Here is a 17,464-nt window from a genome sequence, read left to right on the forward strand (position 1 = left end):
CGGTTCGGGTCGAGGCAGACAGTCAGGACTCCGAAGGGTCGACCACTACACAGCACCGGTCGGGTCGCGGATCGAGTACGGCCCGCGCACTGGGTTCGGCGCTTCCGGCGATCATCCCCTCGACGAGCCGTAAGTTCAGCCCGCACACCACGTCCAGATGGTCCTGGGCGACGAGATGGAACGGGCAGTTACGTAACTCGACGCGGCCTTCGTCAGTTACCTGAGGCAGATAGCCGCAGCTTCGGAGCGCTGCCAGAAGGTTGCCCCCGGACTCGGCGGCAGATCGCCGTCCGGCATCGAGCGCAGCCTCGTTCACCGCGTTCCGAACGGCTCCGCTGGCATCCTGTTCCACCGAGGAAACGAGCAACCGGGCGAGCAGTTCGTAGTCCCGCGGCGGCACACTGACGGCCATCTCCTTCGTGGCCCGGGCATACAGCTTCGCCGGACGCCCGGCCCCGGGACCACTCCTGCCGGCAGGCCGCTGGTAGCTGATGGTCAGCAGGTCGGCATCGGCGAGCTTGTCGAGGTGATAGGCCGCGAGGGTTCGACCGATCTCGACGGCTGCGGCCGCTTCCTCACGGGATACCGGCGTGGCGCTTTCGGTCACATACTCGTACAGCTTGCGCCGCAACGGATCGTCCAGATTACTCAGCGCCGCCAGAGCCGCCGGCGCAGCGGATCGGGCTGTGGAGGACATGCCTCAACTCTATCACCAAGAACTATTGACAAATAGGTGCGAGCGGGCGGATTCTAAAAACAGTTCCTATTACTTTTACAGAAGGATCAGTGATGAACGCCCCGACGCCACGCTCCTCGTCAGCAGTCTCTGAACATTCCCTCGATGCCGCCGTTCAACGCGCACGCAGCGACCCCGCCTATGGCGCATTCCTGTTGCTACGCATCGGCTTCACCGTGCTGCCGATCGTCATGGGCCTCGACAAGTTCACCAATCTGCTCACCACTTGGGAGAACTACCTGGCACCCTGGATCGTCGATATCGGCCCCCTCAGCGCCCACCAGACCATGCTGGTGGTCGGAGTGATCGAAATCGTCGCCGGGATCGCGGTCGCGATCAAACCGCGATACGCGGCCTACATCGTCGCCGCCTGGCTCGCCGGGATCATCGTCAACCTGCTGAGCAACCCGGGCTTCTACGACATCGCACTGCGCGACTTCGGCCTGATGCTCGCGGCAGTGACCCTCGGCCGACTGGCCTACGTATACGACCCGGCGTGGCACCGACGCACTGCACCGGCCACGAACTTCGCAGCCGCGTAACCGACATCCTCAGTTTCCCGTCCACTCGACGAGTCTCCGGCCCGTCGGGTGGACACCCCACTGCTCTCAGAAGGACTCGGTCATGACCTCGAACGCGACACTCCATATTCTGCCCCCTGCCGCCGGAAGGAACCTCGCTGCCGCCGAAGATGCGGCCGCAACCTTCCTGGAAGCGCTCGGGGTCGACCTGACTTCCGAGAGTCTGCGCGAGACTCCCCGGCGCATGGCCCACGGCTATGCGGAATTGTTCACCCCCAGGGCGTTCGATCTGACCACCTTCCCGAACGACGAGAACTACGACGAGCTCGTCCTGATCCGAAACGTCCCGCTCAGGTCGGTGTGCGAGCACCACCTCCTGCCGTTCGTCGGCACCGTCCACATCGGATATCTCCCCGGTGAGCGCATCATCGGGCTTTCCAAACTCGCCCGGGTGGCAGAACACTTCGCTTGCCGGCCACAGCTTCAAGAACGGCTGACCAAGCAGATCGCCGATTGGCTCGACGAGCAACTGCACCCCCGCGGTGTCGGGGTCGTCATCGAAGCTGAGCACAGTTGCATGACGCTGCGCGGCGTGCAATCACTAGGGTCGGCCACCGTCACGTCGACGCTCCTCGGTGCGCTGCGCGAGGATCCCCGCTCACGCCAGGAGTTCTTCTCCCTGGCTGGTGTCAACAGCTGACCCAGCATCTACGGTCAAGCCGGAGTTTCTCCTCGGCGCCTGGACTCGAGAACCCGGTTGAGCGGCCGCGTGGGGGTAACGGCGTCCGCGTCGGCGAACGGGTTGACCCGTCCGTCGCCGGACGCGGGTGTCACCGCGACGTGCCTGCCGAGCGCCGCCACATCGACGACGACCATGTTGTTATCGATCGGATCGCTGTTGCGGCCCAACCCGTCGATGACGGTGCGATAGCCCCCGCCGTCGAGGAGGCTTTGGTAGCGCTGGTGAAAATGTCCGTGCCACAACCGAATCGGCCGAACCGCGTCGACGATCATCCGCAGTCGATCACGGTTCTCTGCCGTCGCGCGCAACTCGTCGGGTGGCACCCCGGCCTCACGACGAGCCGACCCGGGAACGGCTATTCCGGCGGGACAGTCATGGCAGAACATCACCTCGGCGCCACCAGCGGCGCTGATGGCGCCGACCTCGTCGGCGCTCAGGGCTTCCTGCGGCCACCACGAGGTGTGCGGGGTCCGCAGTATCTTGTCGAGCGAGCAGGCCCCGCCGACAGCCAGGCACCGCAGCTGACCCCACTGCCAGCGCAGCCCGCGCGGCAGGTGGACGATGCGTTCCCGCAGGTACCGCAGTCCGTCGTCGGCGATCGGTTGTTGCAACAGCCAGTCGAAATCCTCATGATTGCCATCGACGAAGCCGAGGACCAAGCCCTCCTCCGCGAGGGCGGCGTCGAGGCTGTCGAGGTAAGTGGGGCGGAAGGTGTAACCGAAATCGCCGAGCTGGACGATCACATCGGCGGCGCGGGCTCCCGCACGGGCGATAGCGCCGACGGCGTAGTCGGTGTCGGCATGCCAGTCCCCGGCGACCGCCACTCGCCTTGGGGTGGCCAGGAAGCTGTCCACAGCCCACCTCCGTTCCGGAAATCCCCCATCATCGTGTAGGAGATACCCATTCCGCCGGCGCACCAACCTCGGTACCGAGTGGGGTGATCGTCATGAGCGTCATCCGCGACCGGGCCAGTGGGCGCGCGGATCGAATCCCGCGGACTTCTCGGCTTTCTCGTACGTGCGCAGCGCATCGACCGCATGCTGATCCAACCGGGACGGCACGGCGACCTCCACGGTCACCAACAGATCTCCGGGTGGTCCGCTGCGGCGCGGTACGCCACGCTCACGTAATCGGAAGGTCCGACCGGTCGGGGTACCCGGTGGAATCTTCACGCTGACACGACCGTCGAGAGTGGGAACCGAGATCGTTGTGCCCAGGGCTAATTCGCTGAACGTCGCCGGTACGGTCACCGTCAGGTCGTCACCGGCACGGGCGAACACGGGGTCGGGATCCACCTGCACATTCACGTACAGGTCGCCCGACGGCGCGCCCCGCAGACCCGGCTCACCCTGTGCGGGAAGCCGGATTCGTTGCCCGTCACTCACCCCGGCGGGGATGCGCACCGAGATGGTGCGGGTGCGGTTCGCGACTCCGGCTCCGTGACAGTCCGTGCACGGTGAATCGACCACCGAGCCGGTGCCACGGCACTCGTCGCAGGCGTCACTGAATCCGAACCCGCCTTGGTTCCGGTTGAGCACGCCGGAACCACCGCAGTAGGGACACCGACGCGGATGAGTTCCCGGACGAGACCCGCTGCCGTGACAGGTGGTACACACGGTCGGTCCACTGATGCGCAAGGGTGCAACCGCACCGTTGGCCGCATCCCGGAAGGACAGATGTGTCTCTGTCTCGATATCGCTACCCCGACGTGGGCGCGCCCGGGTGGTCTGTCGGCGACTCCGGAACAGATCACCGAACACGTCACTCATCGAGCCGGCATCGGCAGTCGTGAAGTGCGATCCGTTCCCGAAAAGATCGCCGAGGTCGAAATCGCTCATACGGGAGGTGCCGGTCGGGCCTGGGCGGAATCCCGTGTTACCGAACATTCCTGCCTTGTACAGCCGCCGCGTCTCGTCGTACTCCTTACGTTTGGCAGGGTCCGACAGCACGGCGTGCGCCTCACTGACCGACTTGAACCGTTCCTCGGCGCGGGAGTCGTTCGGATTGGCGTCCGGATGCAGCTCGCGGGCCAGCTTCCGGTACGCCTTCTTGATCTCGTCCGCCGACGCACCAGAGGGGACGCCCAAATCGGCATAAAAGTCCCGCTCCAACCATTCCTGCTGCGTCACCGGGCATCCTCCTTCCACAATCCCTACGATCGGTGAGCGTCCACCACGGTAACCATCGCCGTCCGTAACACCTTGCGGTCACCGAATTTGTAGCCGCGACGCAGCACACTTCCCACGACGAGCTCGTGCCCGTCGCCCTCGTGCTGAACTGCCTCGTGCAGAGTCGGATCGAACGGATCGCCCTCCTCGCCGAATGCGGCCACCCCCAGGTCAGCAAGCGTTGCCCGGATCTTGGACGAGATAGCGCGCAGTGGTCCGTGCTCGAGGTCGCCGTGGTTGCGTGCCCGGTCGAGGTCGTCGAGGATCCCGAGGAACTTTTCCGCTACGGAAGCCTTCGTGATCTCGGCCGTGACCTGCCGATCGCGTTCGACCCGCCGCCGGTAATTTGCGAACTCGGCCTGCAGTCTTTGCAGATCGGCGGTCAGCTCCGCTACTCGATCCTCGTCGGGCGCGCCCCTCTTCCCACCGGCGGCGGACTGGCTCCGGCCGCCGGCGACCGGGGGGCGCGAGGGCGTGTGCTCTCGAACCTGCCCGGTCTCCGGATCGACCCGGCGTTTATCGGTGATCGAAATCGGTTCTCGCGGTGGTTTTTCCCCGTTGGTGCGCTCAGTGCTCATCGCGCATCCTCCCTCCCCGGTTCGTCCACCACCTCCGCATCGAACACCTGCTCGGATCCATCGGACCCCGTGGTCCCGTCGCCGCCGGGCGCGCCGCCCTGCTGCGCCTGGGTGTCGTACAGTGCCTGACCCAAGGACTGGGACTCCGTGGCCAGCTTCTCGACCGCGGACTTGACCGCCCCGATGTCGGTGCCGGCCAGAGCATCATGCACTTCCTTGATCGCCGACCGCACCTTGCCCTTGACGTCCTCGGGAACCTTGTCGTCGTTGTCCTTGATGAACTTCTCGGTCTGATACACCAGCGACTCGGCCTGGTTCCGCGTTTCGGCCTCCTCACGCCGTCGGGAGTCTTCGGCCGCGTGGGCCTCGGCATCCTTGATCATCCGGTCGATCTCTTCCTTGGACAGTCCGGAGCCCTCCTGGATCCTGATGGTGTTCTCCTTGCCGGTGCCCTTGTCCTTCGCCGTCACGTGCACGATGCCGTTGGCATCGATGTCGAAGGTGACCTCGATCTGCGGCACCCCGCGCGGAGCCGGCGGAATACCCGCCAACTCGAACGAGCCGAGCAGCTTGTTGTGCGAGGCGATCTCGCGCTCACCTTGGAACACTTGAATCTGCACCGACGGCTGATTGTCGTCGGCCGTGGTGAAGGTCTCGGACCGCTTGGTCGGGATGGTGGTGTTGCGCTCGATGAGCTTGGTCATCACCCCACCCTTGGTCTCGATACCGAGCGAGAGCGGCGTGACGTCGAGGAGCAGCACGTCCTTGACCTCACCCTTGAGGACACCGGCCTGCAGGGCAGCACCCACCGCGACGACCTCATCCGGATTCACACCCTTGTTCGGTTCCTTACCGCCGGTGAGCTCCCGAACCAGGTCGGAGACGGCGGGCATGCGGGTGGAACCACCGACGAGCACGACGTGGTCGATGTCCTTGACCGCGATACCGCTGTCCCTGATCACCGATTGGAACGGGGCACGGGTGCGGTCGAGCAGATCGGAGGTGATCTTCTGAAACTCGCTGCGGGAGAGCTGCTCGTCGAGGAACAACGGGTTCTTGTCCGCGTCGACGGTGATGTACGGCAGGTTGATCGAGGTGCTCTGCGAGGAACTCAGCTCGATCTTCGCCTTCTCCGCCGCCTCACGCAGGCGCTGCAGCGCCATCTTGTCCTTGGTCAGGTCGATGCCATTCTGGGCCTTGAACTTGTCGACCAGCCAGTCGACGATGCGCTGGTCCCAGTCGTCACCACCGAGGTGGTTGTCGCCGGAGGTGGCGCGAACCTCGACGACACCCTCGCCGATGTCGAGCAGTGAGACGTCGAAGGTGCCGCCGCCGAGGTCGAACACCAGGATGGTCTGTTCCTTGTCGCCCTTGTCCAGTCCGTAGGCGAGTGCCGCGGCAGTGGGCTCGTTGACGATGCGCAGCACGTTCAGGCCGGCGATCTGGCCGGCTTCCTTGGTGGCCTGCCGTTGCGCGTCCTCGAAGTAGGCGGGGACGGTGATCACGGCGTCCGTGATGTCCTCGCCCAAATACGACTCGGCGTCACGCTTGAGCTTCATCAGAACCCGGGCACTGATCTCCTGCGCTGTGTACTTCTTGCCGTCGATCTCCACCGTCCACGGCGTGCCGATCTCGCGTTTGACCGACCGCACCGTCCGGCTGACGTTGGTGACCGCCTGGTTCTTGGCGGGCTGGCCGACCAGCACCTCACCGTTCTTGGCGAATGCGACCACCGAGGGCGTGGTCCGGGACCCTTCCGAGTTGGCAACCACCACCGGGTCGCCGCCCTCGAGCACTGACACGACCGAGTTGGTTGTACCGAGGTCGATACCGACCGCGCGTGCCATTTTTCTCCTCCTCAGTTAGTGAAAGACTGCGTGTTTCAGAGTTGAGCCTGTTGGACTCAATTTTCCGACTCCCGAGCTGGTCAGTCAAGGTTTCCGGCCCTGTCGAGTCAGCCCGAGGTGATCTCAATCCGTCGGGCTCGCGCAGCCTCGGCCTTCCCGATTTCGACGCGCAGCATTCCGTTCTCGAGCAAAGCGGCGACCTTGTCGCCGTCGACCTCACCCGGCAGGGTCGCCCGGTAGCGGAACTGGCCGGTGCGTCGGGTCTGATGGCGGATCAGACCGACACGCTTGCGTTCGGTGATCTCACCCTCGATCGACAACTCGTTACCGCTCAGGTTCACGTCGATATTCTCGCGGGGAACGCCGGGCACCTCGGCTTCGACCACGTAGGAGTCGGCAGTTTCCTCCACGGTCACGGGCGGGGTCCATGAGTCCCAGATGCGGAACGGGTCCGACTGCGCCATATCGGCATGTCGGCCAATTGGCCATGCCATCGTCCTCGACCTCCTCGTCCACGAGTGAATGCGGAAGCGTGTGCAAAGTTGAGCGCATCACACTCAGGTTTTATTCCCCTTCGGCCCGGAAACTCGCTCGAAGTACGCCATCATTTCCATCCGACCGACCACCGAAAAGCGCTCATGCTGCTTCGTCCGGGCTCCGCCTACCCCTGGGGGCGACGTACGACGGACCCCGTCATCAGCCAGATGAAGCTGATCGCCGAGCCGTGGGACCTCGGTCCCGTCGGGTACCAGGTCGGCGAGCCCGGGGCGCTCGGCGAGATCGCATCCCGCATCACCGGCTCCGCCGACCTGTGCGAGCACACCCGCCGACGGCCGGTCGCCTCCATCAACTTCGTCACCGCCCACGACGGATACACGCTCCGCGACCTTGGTGAGCTACAACCACAAACACAAAGACGCCAACGGCGAGAACAACAACGACGGTGAGAGCCACAATCGCTCGTGGGGCTGCGGCGCGGAGGGTCCAACCACCGACCCGTTGATATTCGCGCTCCGGGCGCAGCAGAGCCGGAACTTCCTCGCCACCCTCCTGCTGTCGCAGGGTGTGCCCATGCTCAGTCACGGTGACGAACTGGGCTGCACCCAGCACGGCAACAACACCTACTCCCAGGACAACGCGATCATCTGGGTCGACTGGGCGGCCACCGACGGGGCGACAACCTCCCCGACATCGCCTGGCTGCGGCACGACGGAAGCGAGATGACCGAGGACCACTGGCTCGTCGACTTCGGACGTGCCGTAGGAATCTTCCTCAACGGCAACGCTATTCCTGATACCGACTACTACGGGTCACCCGTCACCGACGACTCGTTCCTGCTGTACCTCAGCGCACATCACGGCAGCATTACCTTTCCACTGCCGTTGATCGAGAACGGAAAGTCCTGGGAGCTCGTCGTCGGCACCCGACTGCCCGAGGCCGAACAGCCGAAGGCGATATTCCCGCACAGTCGGTCCTACCTCGCCAACCGGAAACCTCCGACCTGATTGCCGTTGATGTACGTGGCGCCGGTGTAGGAGCCGTCCCCGTTGGCCACCATCGTGTCAGTGAGGAATCCGAGACCCGAGGGGCCGTAGTCGATGACGGTTCTGCCCGCCGCATCTTCGTAGTAGTTGCCGCTCAGACCACTGAGACCGAACACGAAATTGTTGGTGACCGTGCCGTTCCGGAAGGTCTTGCCCTTCCAGATCAGTCCGCCTCCGGGCGCGTCGCTGGTTCCCTGATAGGTCCCGTTCGGGACAGGTTCCGCGGCAGCGGTACCCGCTCCGACGAGGATGATGCCGGCCGACAGTGCGGCTGCGGCGATGCCTGCTGCGAACTTGCGCATAATTTCTCCTGAGCGTGTAGGGACCCGACTCGACGGACCGCTTACCCACCTTCGGCGCCCCACACACAGGTTCATCCGCGCTCACCACGTGGCTCCTCGGGAGGAAATGTCACACGAGCGGCAATGATGTCTTCCGCAAGCGCGGTGATCCTGCGCTCCTCGGCGAAGGCCATCGCCCGCAGCCGGGAGATCGCATCAGCCGGCGAGATACGTAACTGGCCCGCCATCATGCCCGCCGCGACGTGCACATTGCCGTGGGGGAACAACGCCGGATCCGTCCAGACCGACGGGTAGCGAGTGGGGTCGAGCTCCTCGAGCACGGTCGGCCCGAGCCTCGCGGCGCAGTCCTCGGCGGCGCGGTACTGGGCAACGTCGAGCGTCCGGGGCTTGTCGCTGTACAGCTCGAGGACACCGACTCGTCCCCCGTTCCACAATCCGAGCGGAAAGGCGTAGATGCCACGGACCCCAAGGGCGACCAGCTCCGGCGCGAACGCCGGCCATCGCACCGATACACCCGGATCGGCCATATCGGCGTGAAGCTCTGGCCTGTGCGAACGGTATGCGGCGAGGCACGGCCCCTCGCCGAGGGTGAACTGCAATTCGTCGATGCGCTCGGCGGTCGAGTTGGTGGCGTACACCAGGTCACGAGTGGTGTCACCGGCGAACACGGCGACTGCCGACCCATCCACGCCTACCGTGCCCAGGCACCCCTCGCACAATGCACGGGTGCGGCCGAGCAACATCAGCGCAGGATCATCGTTGCGACGAGCTGGATCCTCTCCGTGCGTCATTTCTCCAGCGTGCCCCGGCACACTGTCGGGCAAACGCCCTACCTCCCATCAGGCCGACTCGTCGTATGCGACGGGCAGGTCCCCGGTTATCGGGTCGACGACGTCCGCCATCGGTATCGGGAGAGCCGGTGCCATCGTCTGGTAGCGGTGCCCGGTCGGGGTGAGGAAGTCGTACGCGTGTACCTCCCCTTGCCGCCGCTTCGGCGTGGCCGCGTGCCAGCCGGCAGCCTGCTTCGCGTAATTGCACGCAGCACACAAACCTGCACCGTTGTCGAGAGTCGTCGGGCCACCCTTGTGCCACGACCTGATGTGGTCGTGGTGCCGGATCGGCGCATCACACCAGGGCGTGCGGCACGTGCGGTCGCGCAGGTCGATCATGCGCGCCAGTCCCACTGGAAACTTCCGCGCCTGCGACTCCACCGCGGTGAGCGACCCCGACTCCGGGCACGCGTACACCCTCCGCAGCAACATCATTGGCTCAGTAGCCGGAGCTGTGCCCGTGGTCTCGCGACCTCCGGCTGCATCACGACCCCCAGTCTCGCGACCCCCAACTGCCTCGCCATCTCCACTCTTGCCGACCCATTCCCGCGCCAGCGCGGCCGGCACGGGGCCGTACCCCTGCAGGTGCGCAGGCTCGGGCCCGCCGGCGAGCAGGGCGTGGTCGGACATCACCAGATTTACCGTGACCGCACATCCCGAAGCCGCACCGGCGCCGGTGACCCGTTCGAAAAGCAGGTCCGCCATGATCTGACCTCGACTCCGCCCGTCCCCGGCTGCGATGAGCGCGGCTGCGTCCCGCGACAACGTCGTCTGTACCGCGACACCCTGCTTTACCGGCAACAAGGCGCTCACATACGCCATCGTGTCCGGTGCCGGACGGCAGGAGACCCGCCGATCGGATTCCGCCCGCCGGGCGCGGCGCACCACCGCTGCCGCGTCCACCTCTGCAGCCCATGCTCGGGCCTTGGCCGCGACCGCACGGTCCCCGAGGCCGTCCAAGGTGGCCGGGTCTGCACATAATCGGTGATCCAAGGCTGCCCGGTCTTCCCGGGACAGGCAGGCCGTCTCCTTCACGAGCAACGTCGCTCGCCATTCACTGAGCAGTCCGCGTTCGAGCAACCGCAGGGTGAAGGGCATTTCGTGCACCAACGCCGTCGCCATGCCCAGGTGCCGGTTCCCTCGCCAAGGTGAGTCCCGACGCGCGAGTCCCACCTGCGCCGCGATTCCCCGCCCGCGCTGCGACACAGGGACTTTCGCCGACCCGGCCGCTTCTTGTTGCGAGGAAGCGAAATCGGCGGTTACCCGAGCCTGAGCCCCCGCACAGGCCGCTTTCAATTCCTCCAACGCCCGCAGTAGATCGACCCGCACACCGTCGTCACAGTGGCGCTCGACGACGCGTAAGCGGTCCACCACCTCGCGCACGTCAGCGATCGTCCCGGCATCGTCTGCATCAACTGAATCCCCACCCGCCATCGAACCCCCCAATTCGAACGTATGTTCTACCCTAACCCCTTCATCGATCCCACCGCAAGCCCCGTCGACTTTGCTACCCGATTTGCCGGCTGTTAGCCTTGCGGCCGCGGTTGAGCATGCAGCCCGGGGACGGAGCCCGCTCCCTTTCCACGCCGGCCAGCTCATTCAGGAGATTCATGATCCTAACCATGCCCAATTTCGTTCGCGCACTCCAGATTCGGCGGTAACCGATGGGAGCCCTGCGTAAGGGACGCTTCGCCGCGTTCGTGTCCGGCGGGTTACTTGCCGCCACGATCCTCGGTGCCGGGATAGCCGACGGACAACTACCCATGAACGTCGCGCTGTCGGGTCAAAAGTTCGTCGGGACGATGTCGGCGGTGAAGGGCGAGAGCATCATCGTCTTTCCTCGCCAGGTCGAAACGAAGGCAGGGCAGTTGCCCACGGTCGCGATCCTGATCGAGTCCGCACGACTGACCGACGTGTGCCTCTCGACGGTCGCACACGGCCTGCCCCTGGTCGGGGACGTCACGATGTTCCTGCGGGTCCCGGGTGAGGGCACGACAGCCCGCGACCTCGTCGCCGATGCGTCCGTCCTCGGTGGTTCGATCGGAATCTCGAACGTCGAGATGGGCGCTGATGTCTCGGCCACCGGCGACGTGCAGGGTGTGGTCACGTCGGGGATGGTGGCCGCAGAATCGTCGATGACGGGCGCCCGCCTGGAAGGAGTGTCCCTCACCGCGACTTCACTGTCGTTGCGCGACTTCACGATTACCTCGGAGATGGGTGCGAAAAGTTGCTGACAGCTGAACCACCGCTCACCCGAAGGGAACGCTTCCGGCATTGGCGCGGCATGCGCCCGTTCAGGGGCGCGGTCATGCTCACTGTCTCCGCTGTGTTCCTCCTGCTTCCCGCCTACACCACCGTCGAGGTCGGTGATCTTCTGATTTCGATCAGCACCATCTCGGGAGTGTCCACGCTATTCCTCGGCGCCTCCATGCTGATGTGCGCAGGTTCGGTGCTGGTGCGGCCGAAGACGCGGGTCACGGCAGGTGGAGGTGCGATGCTCCTCGCTCTCGTTGCGCTTCCGGCCGCTAATTTCGGTGGTTTCGGCGTCGGAACGCTCATGGGTGTTTTGGGTGCCGCCGCCACCCTCGCCTGGACGGATCATTCCGGCGCGCCACCGGCTGAGACGACAGCACCACGAAGACCGCCGACTACTCTCACCGCAGACTGACCGGCACGATCAGACGGGCGCACCATGGAAAACCACGCGGTCGCGGGTTCCGCCGACCCCCAGGAGCTGGCCCAGCGTGTGCTCGGACTCCGGGTGCCGGGGCAACGCCTGATCGTCGGGGTGACGGGACCGCCCGGCACCGGGAAATCGACGTTGGTCACCGAGGTTGCGGCGGCCCTGCCCAGGCGGGTTCGGACGGTGGTGGTCCCGATGGACGGTTTCCACCTCAGCAACACCGTGCTGCGCGCGTTGGGGTCGGCGGATCGCAAAGGTGCCGTCGACACCTTCGACGACGCCGGGTTCGCCGTGCTGCTGGAGCGGCTGCGCAGCCGCGACGAGGACGTCGTCTATGCGCCCGACTTCGACCACGCCTTCGACGATCCGGTGGCTGCCTCGATCGCAGTGCCGCGCGCCGTCGATGTGGTGTTCACCGAAGGCAACTATCTGCTCGCCGCTTCAGGTGCCTGGCCGCGCGCACGTTCGGTGATGGACGAGGTCTGGTATCTCGACACCCCACGCGAGCTCAGGTTGGCGCGTTTGATCGATCGGCACCGCGCGGCAGGTAAATCGGGTCCCGCGGCCCACGCCTGGGCTCACGGCACCGACGAGATCAACGCGACGATGGTGGCCGAAACGCGCGGGCGCGCGGACCTGATCATCTACAGCAGGTGACGGACATGCTCAGAGCTCGGTCATGTCCGACGGCGACCAGTACGCCCGCATGCTGGTGATGGCTCCGCGGTCGTCGAAGGTCATGACGTCGATGGGTTCGATGGCGTAAGCCTTACCGTCGATTTCTGTGACGACCCGGAAATGGAAAGCCGCATTGTTGCCGCTCACCCGGACCGTCAGCAGTTCGGTCTTGCAGTCGACGCCGTCGAGAGCGCTGTAGAAGGCTTCGATCGCTTCGCGCCCCACCCGAACCTCGCCGCCCACCGGGTCCTCGAGGGTGGCGTCCTCCGCATACAGTGCGGCGATGGTGCGGGACGGGCCCGCGGACACGGCGTCGAGGTAGTTGGTGACGGCGGTCCGGATCACGTCGGCGGTGAGCAGTTCCTGGTTTGTCATCAGTTGTTTCCGTTTCTCGGTTGCGGCGCCGGCGCGGTGATCAGTTTGTGCCGCAACGTTTCGATGGTTCCTCGGCTCAGTCCCAGTCCTTCGGTGAGGTAGCGGTCGACTGTGCCGTACTTCTCGGCGAGCCTGCCGAGCCCCGCCTCGAGATAGCTGCGGTCGACCCCCAGCAGAGGCTTATAGATCTGTGCGACGGCCTCGCCTCGAGAAGCAACGATCTGGTCGTACGTCACCTTCATCGACGCGGCCGTGTACTCGTTGGTCAGCAGGTAGTCGTCGAAGATGGTGCCCTCGGGCACTCCCGCGATGGACAGGAGCAGCGCGGACGCCCAACCGGTGCGGTCCTTGCCTGCCGTGCAGTGGAACAGTTGAGGCCCGGCCGTGCGTGCCATTTCGGTGAGCACCTGGGCGAATCCCGCCCGGGTGGCCGCGTCGTCGACGAAGCTGCGGTTCATATTCTGCATGAACGCCACCGCATCGGCGGGTGACTTCAATTGCGCCACTGCGGCGCCCAGATCACCCGAGAGAATGGGAATGCCGAGGTAGCGCGGTCCGGCGGGGAGCCTGTCCGGCTTCGCGGCGACCTCTTCGACCGTGCGGACGTCGTACACGGCGGTCAGGCCGAGGCCGGTGAGCACGGCGAGATCCTGGTCGTTGGGCACGAGCGCGTTCGAGCGGTAGAACACACCCCTCGTGACGTGGTCGCCCTTCGCGGTGGCGTACCCCTGCCCGGTTCCGCCGACGTCCCGGAAGTTGTCGACCGACGCCAGACGCGGTGTTTCGACGACGGGTCGTGCATTACCCAGGGAACCGAAATCGGGGATGCTGATTCCCGGTGGTGAGAGCGGCTGCGCTGACACGGCCGCGGGACCACCGAGGCCGGTGAACAGGACGCCACCGGTGATCAGCACAGCCGCGGTGGATTTTGCACTTCGAGACATGAACAGCCTTTCGTCGGAATGTCGCGAGATTCGCTTCCGTCCGGCTTGCGCGGAACATCAGCGGGTAATCCACATCACAGTGCCCCGGCGTTTGCCGTGGCTACGAGTTATTCCGATGACCGGGAGAACCCGTTCCCCGGGCGGAGACGCCCGCAGCAGACTCGGGCCGTCGGCACGGGCGTGCCGACGAACGGAATTTGTCACGAGACGAGGATGTGAGCTGAGATGACCGAGATCCCACAGCAGGTAGCGGGGAAGGTCGTGATCGTCTCCGGAGCGTCGCGCGGGCTCGGTGCCGCGTTCGCCGCCCGGATCATCGACGAGGGCGGGAGCGTGGTGGTGGCGGACGTCCTCGATGACGAGGGACGCGCCACCGTCGACAAGCTGGGCGAACGCGCCCGATACGCCCATCTCGATGTCACCGACCGTCAGCAGTGGCAGGATGCGGTCGACCTGACGGTCAGCGAGTTCGGTCGGGTCGACGGCCTCGTCAACAATGCAGGCATTTCGGCCGGCCAGTACATCGAACACGAGACGGCCGAGAACTTCCGCCGTGTCCTCGACATCAACCTCACCGGTGTCTTCAACGGCATCCAGACCGTGATTGCACCGATGCGGGCGGCCGGGGGCGGATCCATCGTCAACATCTCCTCCGCGGCGGGCCTCATGGGCTTGGCCCTCACGGCCGGATACGGCGCCTCCAAGTGGGGCGTCCGTGGACTGACCAAGATCGCGGCGGTCGAGCTCGGCACCGACAAGATCCGAGTCAACTCGGTTCACCCCGGTATGACGTACACCCCGATGACCGCCGACCTCGGGATCCAGCAGGGCGACGGCAACTATCCCAACACCCCGATGGCGCGAGTGGGCGTACCCGAGGAGATCGCCGGCGCCGTCAGCTTCCTCCTGTCCGACGCTGCCGCCTACGTCACCGGCGCGGAACTGGCGGTCGACGGCGGCTGGACCGCGGGACCGACAGTGAAATATGTGATGGGCCAATAACTTCTACCAATCAGCACCATCCGACCACATCGAGGAGTATCGACATGAATCGTTTCGCAGAGCGCCGGGTGCTGGTGACGGGCGCCGCCTCAGGGATCGGGCAGGCCACAGTCCTCCGCCTGCTCGAGGAAGGCGGCACCGTCGTGGCCGCCGACGTCTCCGACGACGGCCTGAAGCGCACCTGGGCGCTGGCCGAGGCGAAGGGCACCGCCGGGCGTCTCGACACCACAACCATCGATATCGGTGACGAGACGTCGGTGATCGACGGCGTACGTGAGAGCATCGACAAGCTGGGCGGGCTGGACGTACTCGTGAACGCGGCAGGAATTCTCCGTGCCTCGCACACCCACGACACCTCCCTCGACCTGTGGAACCAGGTGATCGGCATCAACCTCACCGGCACGTTCCTCGTGGTCCGCGAATGCCTGCCCGCGCTGCTGCGGTGCGAGCGCAGTGTGGTCGTGAACTTCAGCTCCACCTCCGCCGCGTTCGCCCATCCCTACATGGCCGCGTATGCGGCGAGCAAGGGCGGAATCCAGTCGTTCACCCATGCGTTGTCGCTCGAATACGGCAAGCAGGGCCTGCGCGCGGTCAGCGTCGCACCAGGCAGCATCAAAACCGGAATCACCGACGCCACAGCAGGTTATGTGCCCGCAGATGCCGATTGGGCTCTGTTCGCCAAGCTCTCCCCCATCCTGCCCACCACCCTCGAATCCGGCGGCGCCGCGATGGGAGGACCAGAACAGGTCGCCGGGGTCGTCGCCATGCTCGCCTCCGACGACGGCGCCTTCATCACCGGCACGGAGATCCGCATCGACGGGGGCACGCACGCCTGAGCGCCGACCTCGGCGCGGGCAGCTCAGTTATCGACTGACGCTTCCCGCGTCGACCGGCAGGGCCACGGACGTGATGTACCGCGCCTCGTCCGAGGCCAGGAACAGAGCGGCGTTGGCGACGTCGACGGGTTCGATCCACGGGATCGGCAGCATGTTCATCGTCGCTGCGGCCGCGGCGAACTCCTCACGAGTGGGGTGCTCGAGGTCGGGCCGGAACGCCCGCCGCACCATGTCGTTCTGGATCATGTCCGTATCGACGTTGGTGGGGTGCACGCTGTTGACCCGAACCCGATGCGGTGCGAGCTCCTTGGCCAGCGAACGCATCAATCCTACGACACCGTGCTTTGCGGCGGTGTAGTGCGCGACTCCGACCAGCCCCCGCAGGCCCGCAATGGAACTGGTGAGAATCATCGCACCACCGCCGCGCTCGATCAGATGCGGCGCCGCAGCCTTGCAGGTTTGCCAGACGCCGGTCAGGTTGACGTCCAGCATGGTCTGCCAGGTTTCTGTGGTGAGGTCCAGAGCGGCAGCCGACGACGTGATACCTGCTGTGGCGCAGACGAAGTCCAGCCCGCCCAGCTCGAAGGTGGCCGCAGCGACAGTCTCGGTGAGAGTCGCTCCGTCGCGCACGTCCACCCTCGCAATCACGATTCTGCGGCCGGTGTCCCGGACCAGCTTTGCGGTGACCTCGAGGTCCTCGGGACTCGCCGGGGGTGTCACCACCGTGTCGACCGGTCCGCACAGGTCGACGGCGATGACGTCGGCGCCCTCCTGGGCGAACCGCAGTGCCTGCGCCCGCCCGATTCCCCGGGCGGCCCCGGTCACCAGAACGACGGTGTCTTCTACACGACCTGTCATCACGACACTTTCTGGGTGAGTCCGGCATCGACCACGAGTTGGGTGCCGGTGATGTATCGGGATTCGTCCGACGCGAGGAACAGCAGCGCATTGCTGACGTCGCGTGAGTCCAGCCACGGCACCGGAAGCAGGTGGTTGCGGGTGAGCACTGGAATCACGTCGTCCTCGGTGGGGTTCTCGAGGTCGGGCCGAAGCCGGGACATCGTCGCCGGGTTCAGTGTCATGCGGGTGCCGACCGCGCCGGGGTGCAGCACGTTCACGCGGATGAACCGGGGGCCCAGTTCGTTGGCGAGGGTCCGCGCCAACCCGACCAGGGCGGTCTTGGACGCCGAGTAGTGTGCGGCGCCGGCGACGGCCTTGATACCGGCCGTGGAACTGACCACGACGACGGAACCGCCGCCCTCGGGCATCGCCGGGACCGCGGCCTTGACGGTGTTCCACACTCCGGTGAGGTTGACGTCGAGGGACCGATTCCAGACGTCGTCCGCGATGGTCCACGCTGGTCCCGGATTGTCGGCGATGCCGGCGTTCGCGACCACGACGTCGATGACACCTAGGTCGGCGACACCGGCGTCGACCGCTTCCTGCAGGGCCGCCGGGTCGCGCACGTCGGCGGGTGCGACAACCACGCGGCGCCCGAGTTCGCCGACCAGTCGGGCAGTCTCCGCCAGACTCGCGGCCGGCTCGTCTCCGGGAAGGTCGACGGCGATGATGTCGGCGCCTTCCTCGGCGAGCCGGACCGCATGACTGCGTCCCATGCCGTTGCCGGCTCCGGTGATGAAGGCGGTCTTTCCTGCCATCCGCGCCATTCGTCCGCTTC

General features: G+C 65.7%; 20 protein-coding genes and 1 pseudogene. 8 read left to right on the forward strand and 13 right to left on the reverse strand.

Annotated features, from left to right (window positions below):
- Nucleotides 1-22: 22 nt before the first annotated feature.
- On the reverse strand, nt 23-697 hold the full coding sequence (locus HYG77_RS14455) for a helix-turn-helix domain-containing protein (RefSeq protein WP_208963025.1): 675 nt from the start codon (nt 695-697) through the stop codon (nt 23-25).
- A gap of 92 nt (nt 698-789) precedes the next feature.
- Here HYG77_RS14455 and HYG77_RS14460 point away from each other — a divergent pair, with 92 nt between their 5' ends.
- Entirely contained in the window at nt 790-1,278 is a 489-nt protein-coding gene (locus HYG77_RS14460) for a DoxX family protein (protein WP_208963026.1), read from the forward strand.
- Between the two features lie 82 nt (nt 1,279-1,360).
- Nucleotides 1,361-1,957 (forward strand): GTP cyclohydrolase I FolE, encoded by a 597-nt coding sequence (gene folE / locus HYG77_RS14465; RefSeq protein ID WP_208963027.1) that lies wholly within the window; start codon nt 1,361-1,363, stop codon nt 1,955-1,957.
- 14 nt (nt 1,958-1,971) lie between these two features.
- On the opposite strand, the gene HYG77_RS14470 is transcribed toward folE, so the two are convergent.
- The 5 genes from HYG77_RS14470 to HYG77_RS14490 all read right to left on the reverse strand — a co-directional run bounded on the left by HYG77_RS14470 (nt 1,972) and on the right by HYG77_RS14490 (nt 7,086).
- Nucleotides 1,972-2,853: a metallophosphatase gene (locus HYG77_RS14470; protein ID WP_244461317.1), complete on the reverse strand. Its 882-nt coding sequence runs from the start codon at nt 2,851-2,853 to the stop codon at nt 1,972-1,974.
- A gap of 99 nt (nt 2,854-2,952) precedes the next feature.
- Nucleotides 2,953-4,128, reverse strand: coding sequence for a molecular chaperone DnaJ (gene dnaJ / locus HYG77_RS14475; RefSeq protein WP_208963028.1), 1,176 nt, complete (start codon nt 4,126-4,128; stop codon nt 2,953-2,955).
- Nucleotides 4,129-4,151: 23 nt separating this feature from the next.
- The gene (grpE, locus tag HYG77_RS14480) at nt 4,152-4,745 is read right to left on the reverse strand and encodes a nucleotide exchange factor GrpE (RefSeq protein WP_109325772.1); all 594 of its coding nucleotides are present in this window, start codon (nt 4,743-4,745) and stop codon (nt 4,152-4,154) included.
- Nucleotides 4,742-6,592, reverse strand: coding sequence for a molecular chaperone DnaK (gene dnaK, locus HYG77_RS14485; RefSeq protein ID WP_208963029.1), 1,851 nt, complete (start codon nt 6,590-6,592; stop codon nt 4,742-4,744). The genes grpE and dnaK overlap by 4 nt, the downstream gene beginning before the upstream one ends.
- Before the next feature lie 107 nt (nt 6,593-6,699).
- Entirely contained in the window at nt 6,700-7,086 is a 387-nt protein-coding gene (locus HYG77_RS14490) for an Hsp20/alpha crystallin family protein (RefSeq protein ID WP_109325769.1), read from the reverse strand.
- 192 nt (nt 7,087-7,278) lie between these two features.
- Here HYG77_RS14490 and HYG77_RS39600 point away from each other — a divergent pair.
- Nucleotides 7,279-8,016 (forward strand): annotated as a pseudogene (locus HYG77_RS39600) (glycogen debranching enzyme); the annotation flags it as partial.
- A gap of 50 nt (nt 8,017-8,066) precedes the next feature.
- On the opposite strand, the gene HYG77_RS14510 reads toward HYG77_RS39600, so the two are convergent.
- The 3 genes from HYG77_RS14510 to HYG77_RS14520 all read right to left on the reverse strand — a co-directional run bounded on the left by HYG77_RS14510 (nt 8,067) and on the right by HYG77_RS14520 (nt 10,651).
- Nucleotides 8,067-8,438, reverse strand: a complete 372-nt coding sequence (locus HYG77_RS14510) for a hypothetical protein (RefSeq protein ID WP_208963033.1) — start codon at nt 8,436-8,438, stop codon at nt 8,067-8,069.
- A 71-nt stretch (nt 8,439-8,509) separates the two neighbouring features.
- Nucleotides 8,510-9,229, reverse strand: coding sequence for a GAF and ANTAR domain-containing protein (locus HYG77_RS14515; protein ID WP_208963034.1), 720 nt, complete (start codon nt 9,227-9,229; stop codon nt 8,510-8,512).
- A 48-nt stretch (nt 9,230-9,277) separates the two neighbouring features.
- Complete coding sequence (locus HYG77_RS14520; RefSeq protein WP_244461318.1) at nt 9,278-10,651, reverse strand: HNH endonuclease signature motif containing protein; 1,374 nt, start codon at nt 10,649-10,651, stop codon at nt 9,278-9,280.
- A gap of 281 nt (nt 10,652-10,932) precedes the next feature.
- Between HYG77_RS14520 and HYG77_RS14525 the strand changes: the two genes are divergently transcribed.
- From HYG77_RS14525 to HYG77_RS14535, 3 genes are read left to right on the forward strand one after another with little or no spacing between them, the layout of a single operon-like run.
- Nucleotides 10,933-11,502, forward strand: a complete 570-nt coding sequence (locus HYG77_RS14525; RefSeq protein ID WP_208963036.1) for a DUF6230 family protein — start codon at nt 10,933-10,935, stop codon at nt 11,500-11,502.
- On the forward strand, nt 11,496-11,936 hold the full coding sequence (locus tag HYG77_RS14530; RefSeq protein ID WP_280123305.1) for a DUF6114 domain-containing protein: 441 nt from the start codon (nt 11,496-11,498) through the stop codon (nt 11,934-11,936). Before HYG77_RS14525 ends, HYG77_RS14530 begins: the two co-directional genes overlap by 7 nt.
- A gap of 24 nt (nt 11,937-11,960) precedes the next feature.
- The gene (locus HYG77_RS14535; protein ID WP_208963038.1) at nt 11,961-12,608 is read left to right on the forward strand and encodes a nucleoside/nucleotide kinase family protein; all 648 of its coding nucleotides are present in this window, start codon (nt 11,961-11,963) and stop codon (nt 12,606-12,608) included.
- A gap of 9 nt (nt 12,609-12,617) precedes the next feature.
- Here the strand turns inward: HYG77_RS14535 and HYG77_RS14540 are convergent, their stop codons facing one another.
- A complete protein-coding gene (locus HYG77_RS14540) occupies nt 12,618-13,004 on the reverse strand; it encodes a nuclear transport factor 2 family protein (RefSeq protein WP_208963039.1) in 387 nt (128 codons plus the stop codon).
- Complete coding sequence (locus HYG77_RS14545; protein ID WP_208963040.1) at nt 13,004-13,948, reverse strand: tyrosine-protein phosphatase; 945 nt, start codon at nt 13,946-13,948, stop codon at nt 13,004-13,006. Before HYG77_RS14545 ends, HYG77_RS14540 begins: the two co-directional genes overlap by 1 nt.
- A gap of 225 nt (nt 13,949-14,173) precedes the next feature.
- Here HYG77_RS14545 and HYG77_RS14550 point away from each other — a divergent pair, with 225 nt between their 5' ends.
- On the forward strand, nt 14,174-14,950 hold the full coding sequence (locus tag HYG77_RS14550; protein ID WP_109325760.1) for an SDR family oxidoreductase: 777 nt from the start codon (nt 14,174-14,176) through the stop codon (nt 14,948-14,950).
- 44 nt (nt 14,951-14,994) lie between these two features.
- Nucleotides 14,995-15,786 carry an SDR family oxidoreductase gene (locus HYG77_RS14555; RefSeq protein WP_109325759.1) on the forward strand — a complete coding sequence of 264 codons (792 nt, stop codon included), beginning with the start codon at nt 14,995-14,997 and terminating at the stop codon, nt 15,784-15,786.
- A 27-nt stretch (nt 15,787-15,813) separates the two neighbouring features.
- Here HYG77_RS14555 and HYG77_RS14560 read toward each other — a convergent pair whose 3' ends face one another.
- Nucleotides 15,814-16,644 carry a mycofactocin-coupled SDR family oxidoreductase gene (locus HYG77_RS14560; protein ID WP_208963041.1) on the reverse strand — a complete coding sequence of 277 codons (831 nt, stop codon included), beginning with the start codon at nt 16,642-16,644 and terminating at the stop codon, nt 15,814-15,816.
- Entirely contained in the window at nt 16,644-17,453 is an 810-nt protein-coding gene (locus HYG77_RS14565; RefSeq protein WP_208963042.1) for a mycofactocin-coupled SDR family oxidoreductase, read from the reverse strand. The genes HYG77_RS14560 and HYG77_RS14565 overlap by 1 nt, the downstream gene beginning before the upstream one ends.
- Nucleotides 17,454-17,464: the final 11 nt, after the last annotated feature.

The sequence above is a fragment of the Rhodococcus sp. ZPP genome (genome assembly GCF_017656075.1).
GTDB lineage: Bacteria > Actinomycetota > Actinomycetes > Mycobacteriales > Mycobacteriaceae > Rhodococcus_F > Rhodococcus_F oxybenzonivorans.

What these genes read in the sequence shown, in the direction of transcription:
- HYG77_RS14455 (WP_208963025.1), bottom strand. Translation starts at nt 697, where the DNA reads ATGTCCTCCACAGCCCGATCCGCTGCGCCGGCGGCTCTGGCGGCGCTG.
- HYG77_RS14460 (WP_208963026.1), top strand. Translation starts at nt 790, where the DNA reads ATGAACGCCCCGACGCCACGCTCCTCGTCAGCAGTCTCTGAACATTCC.
- folE (WP_208963027.1), top strand. Translation starts at nt 1,361, where the DNA reads ATGACCTCGAACGCGACACTCCATATTCTGCCCCCTGCCGCCGGAAGG.
- grpE (WP_109325772.1), bottom strand. Translation starts at nt 4,745, where the DNA reads ATGAGCACTGAGCGCACCAACGGGGAAAAACCACCGCGAGAACCGATT.
- dnaK (WP_208963029.1), bottom strand. Translation starts at nt 6,592, where the DNA reads ATGGCACGCGCGGTCGGTATCGACCTCGGTACAACCAACTCGGTCGTG.
- HYG77_RS14490 (WP_109325769.1), bottom strand. Translation starts at nt 7,086, where the DNA reads ATGGCATGGCCAATTGGCCGACATGCCGATATGGCGCAGTCGGACCCG.
- HYG77_RS14510 (WP_208963033.1), bottom strand. Translation starts at nt 8,438, where the DNA reads ATGCGCAAGTTCGCAGCAGGCATCGCCGCAGCCGCACTGTCGGCCGGC.
- HYG77_RS14515 (WP_208963034.1), bottom strand. Translation starts at nt 9,229, where the DNA reads ATGACGCACGGAGAGGATCCAGCTCGTCGCAACGATGATCCTGCGCTG.
- HYG77_RS14525 (WP_208963036.1), top strand. Translation starts at nt 10,933, where the DNA reads ATGGGAGCCCTGCGTAAGGGACGCTTCGCCGCGTTCGTGTCCGGCGGG.
- HYG77_RS14535 (WP_208963038.1), top strand. Translation starts at nt 11,961, where the DNA reads ATGGAAAACCACGCGGTCGCGGGTTCCGCCGACCCCCAGGAGCTGGCC.
- HYG77_RS14540 (WP_208963039.1), bottom strand. Translation starts at nt 13,004, where the DNA reads ATGACAAACCAGGAACTGCTCACCGCCGACGTGATCCGGACCGCCGTC.
- HYG77_RS14545 (WP_208963040.1), bottom strand. Translation starts at nt 13,948, where the DNA reads ATGTCTCGAAGTGCAAAATCCACCGCGGCTGTGCTGATCACCGGTGGC.
- HYG77_RS14550 (WP_109325760.1), top strand. Translation starts at nt 14,174, where the DNA reads ATGACCGAGATCCCACAGCAGGTAGCGGGGAAGGTCGTGATCGTCTCC.
- HYG77_RS14555 (WP_109325759.1), top strand. Translation starts at nt 14,995, where the DNA reads ATGAATCGTTTCGCAGAGCGCCGGGTGCTGGTGACGGGCGCCGCCTCA.
- HYG77_RS14560 (WP_208963041.1), bottom strand. Translation starts at nt 16,644, where the DNA reads ATGACAGGTCGTGTAGAAGACACCGTCGTTCTGGTGACCGGGGCCGCC.
- HYG77_RS14565 (WP_208963042.1), bottom strand. Translation starts at nt 17,453, where the DNA reads ATGGCGCGGATGGCAGGAAAGACCGCCTTCATCACCGGAGCCGGCAAC.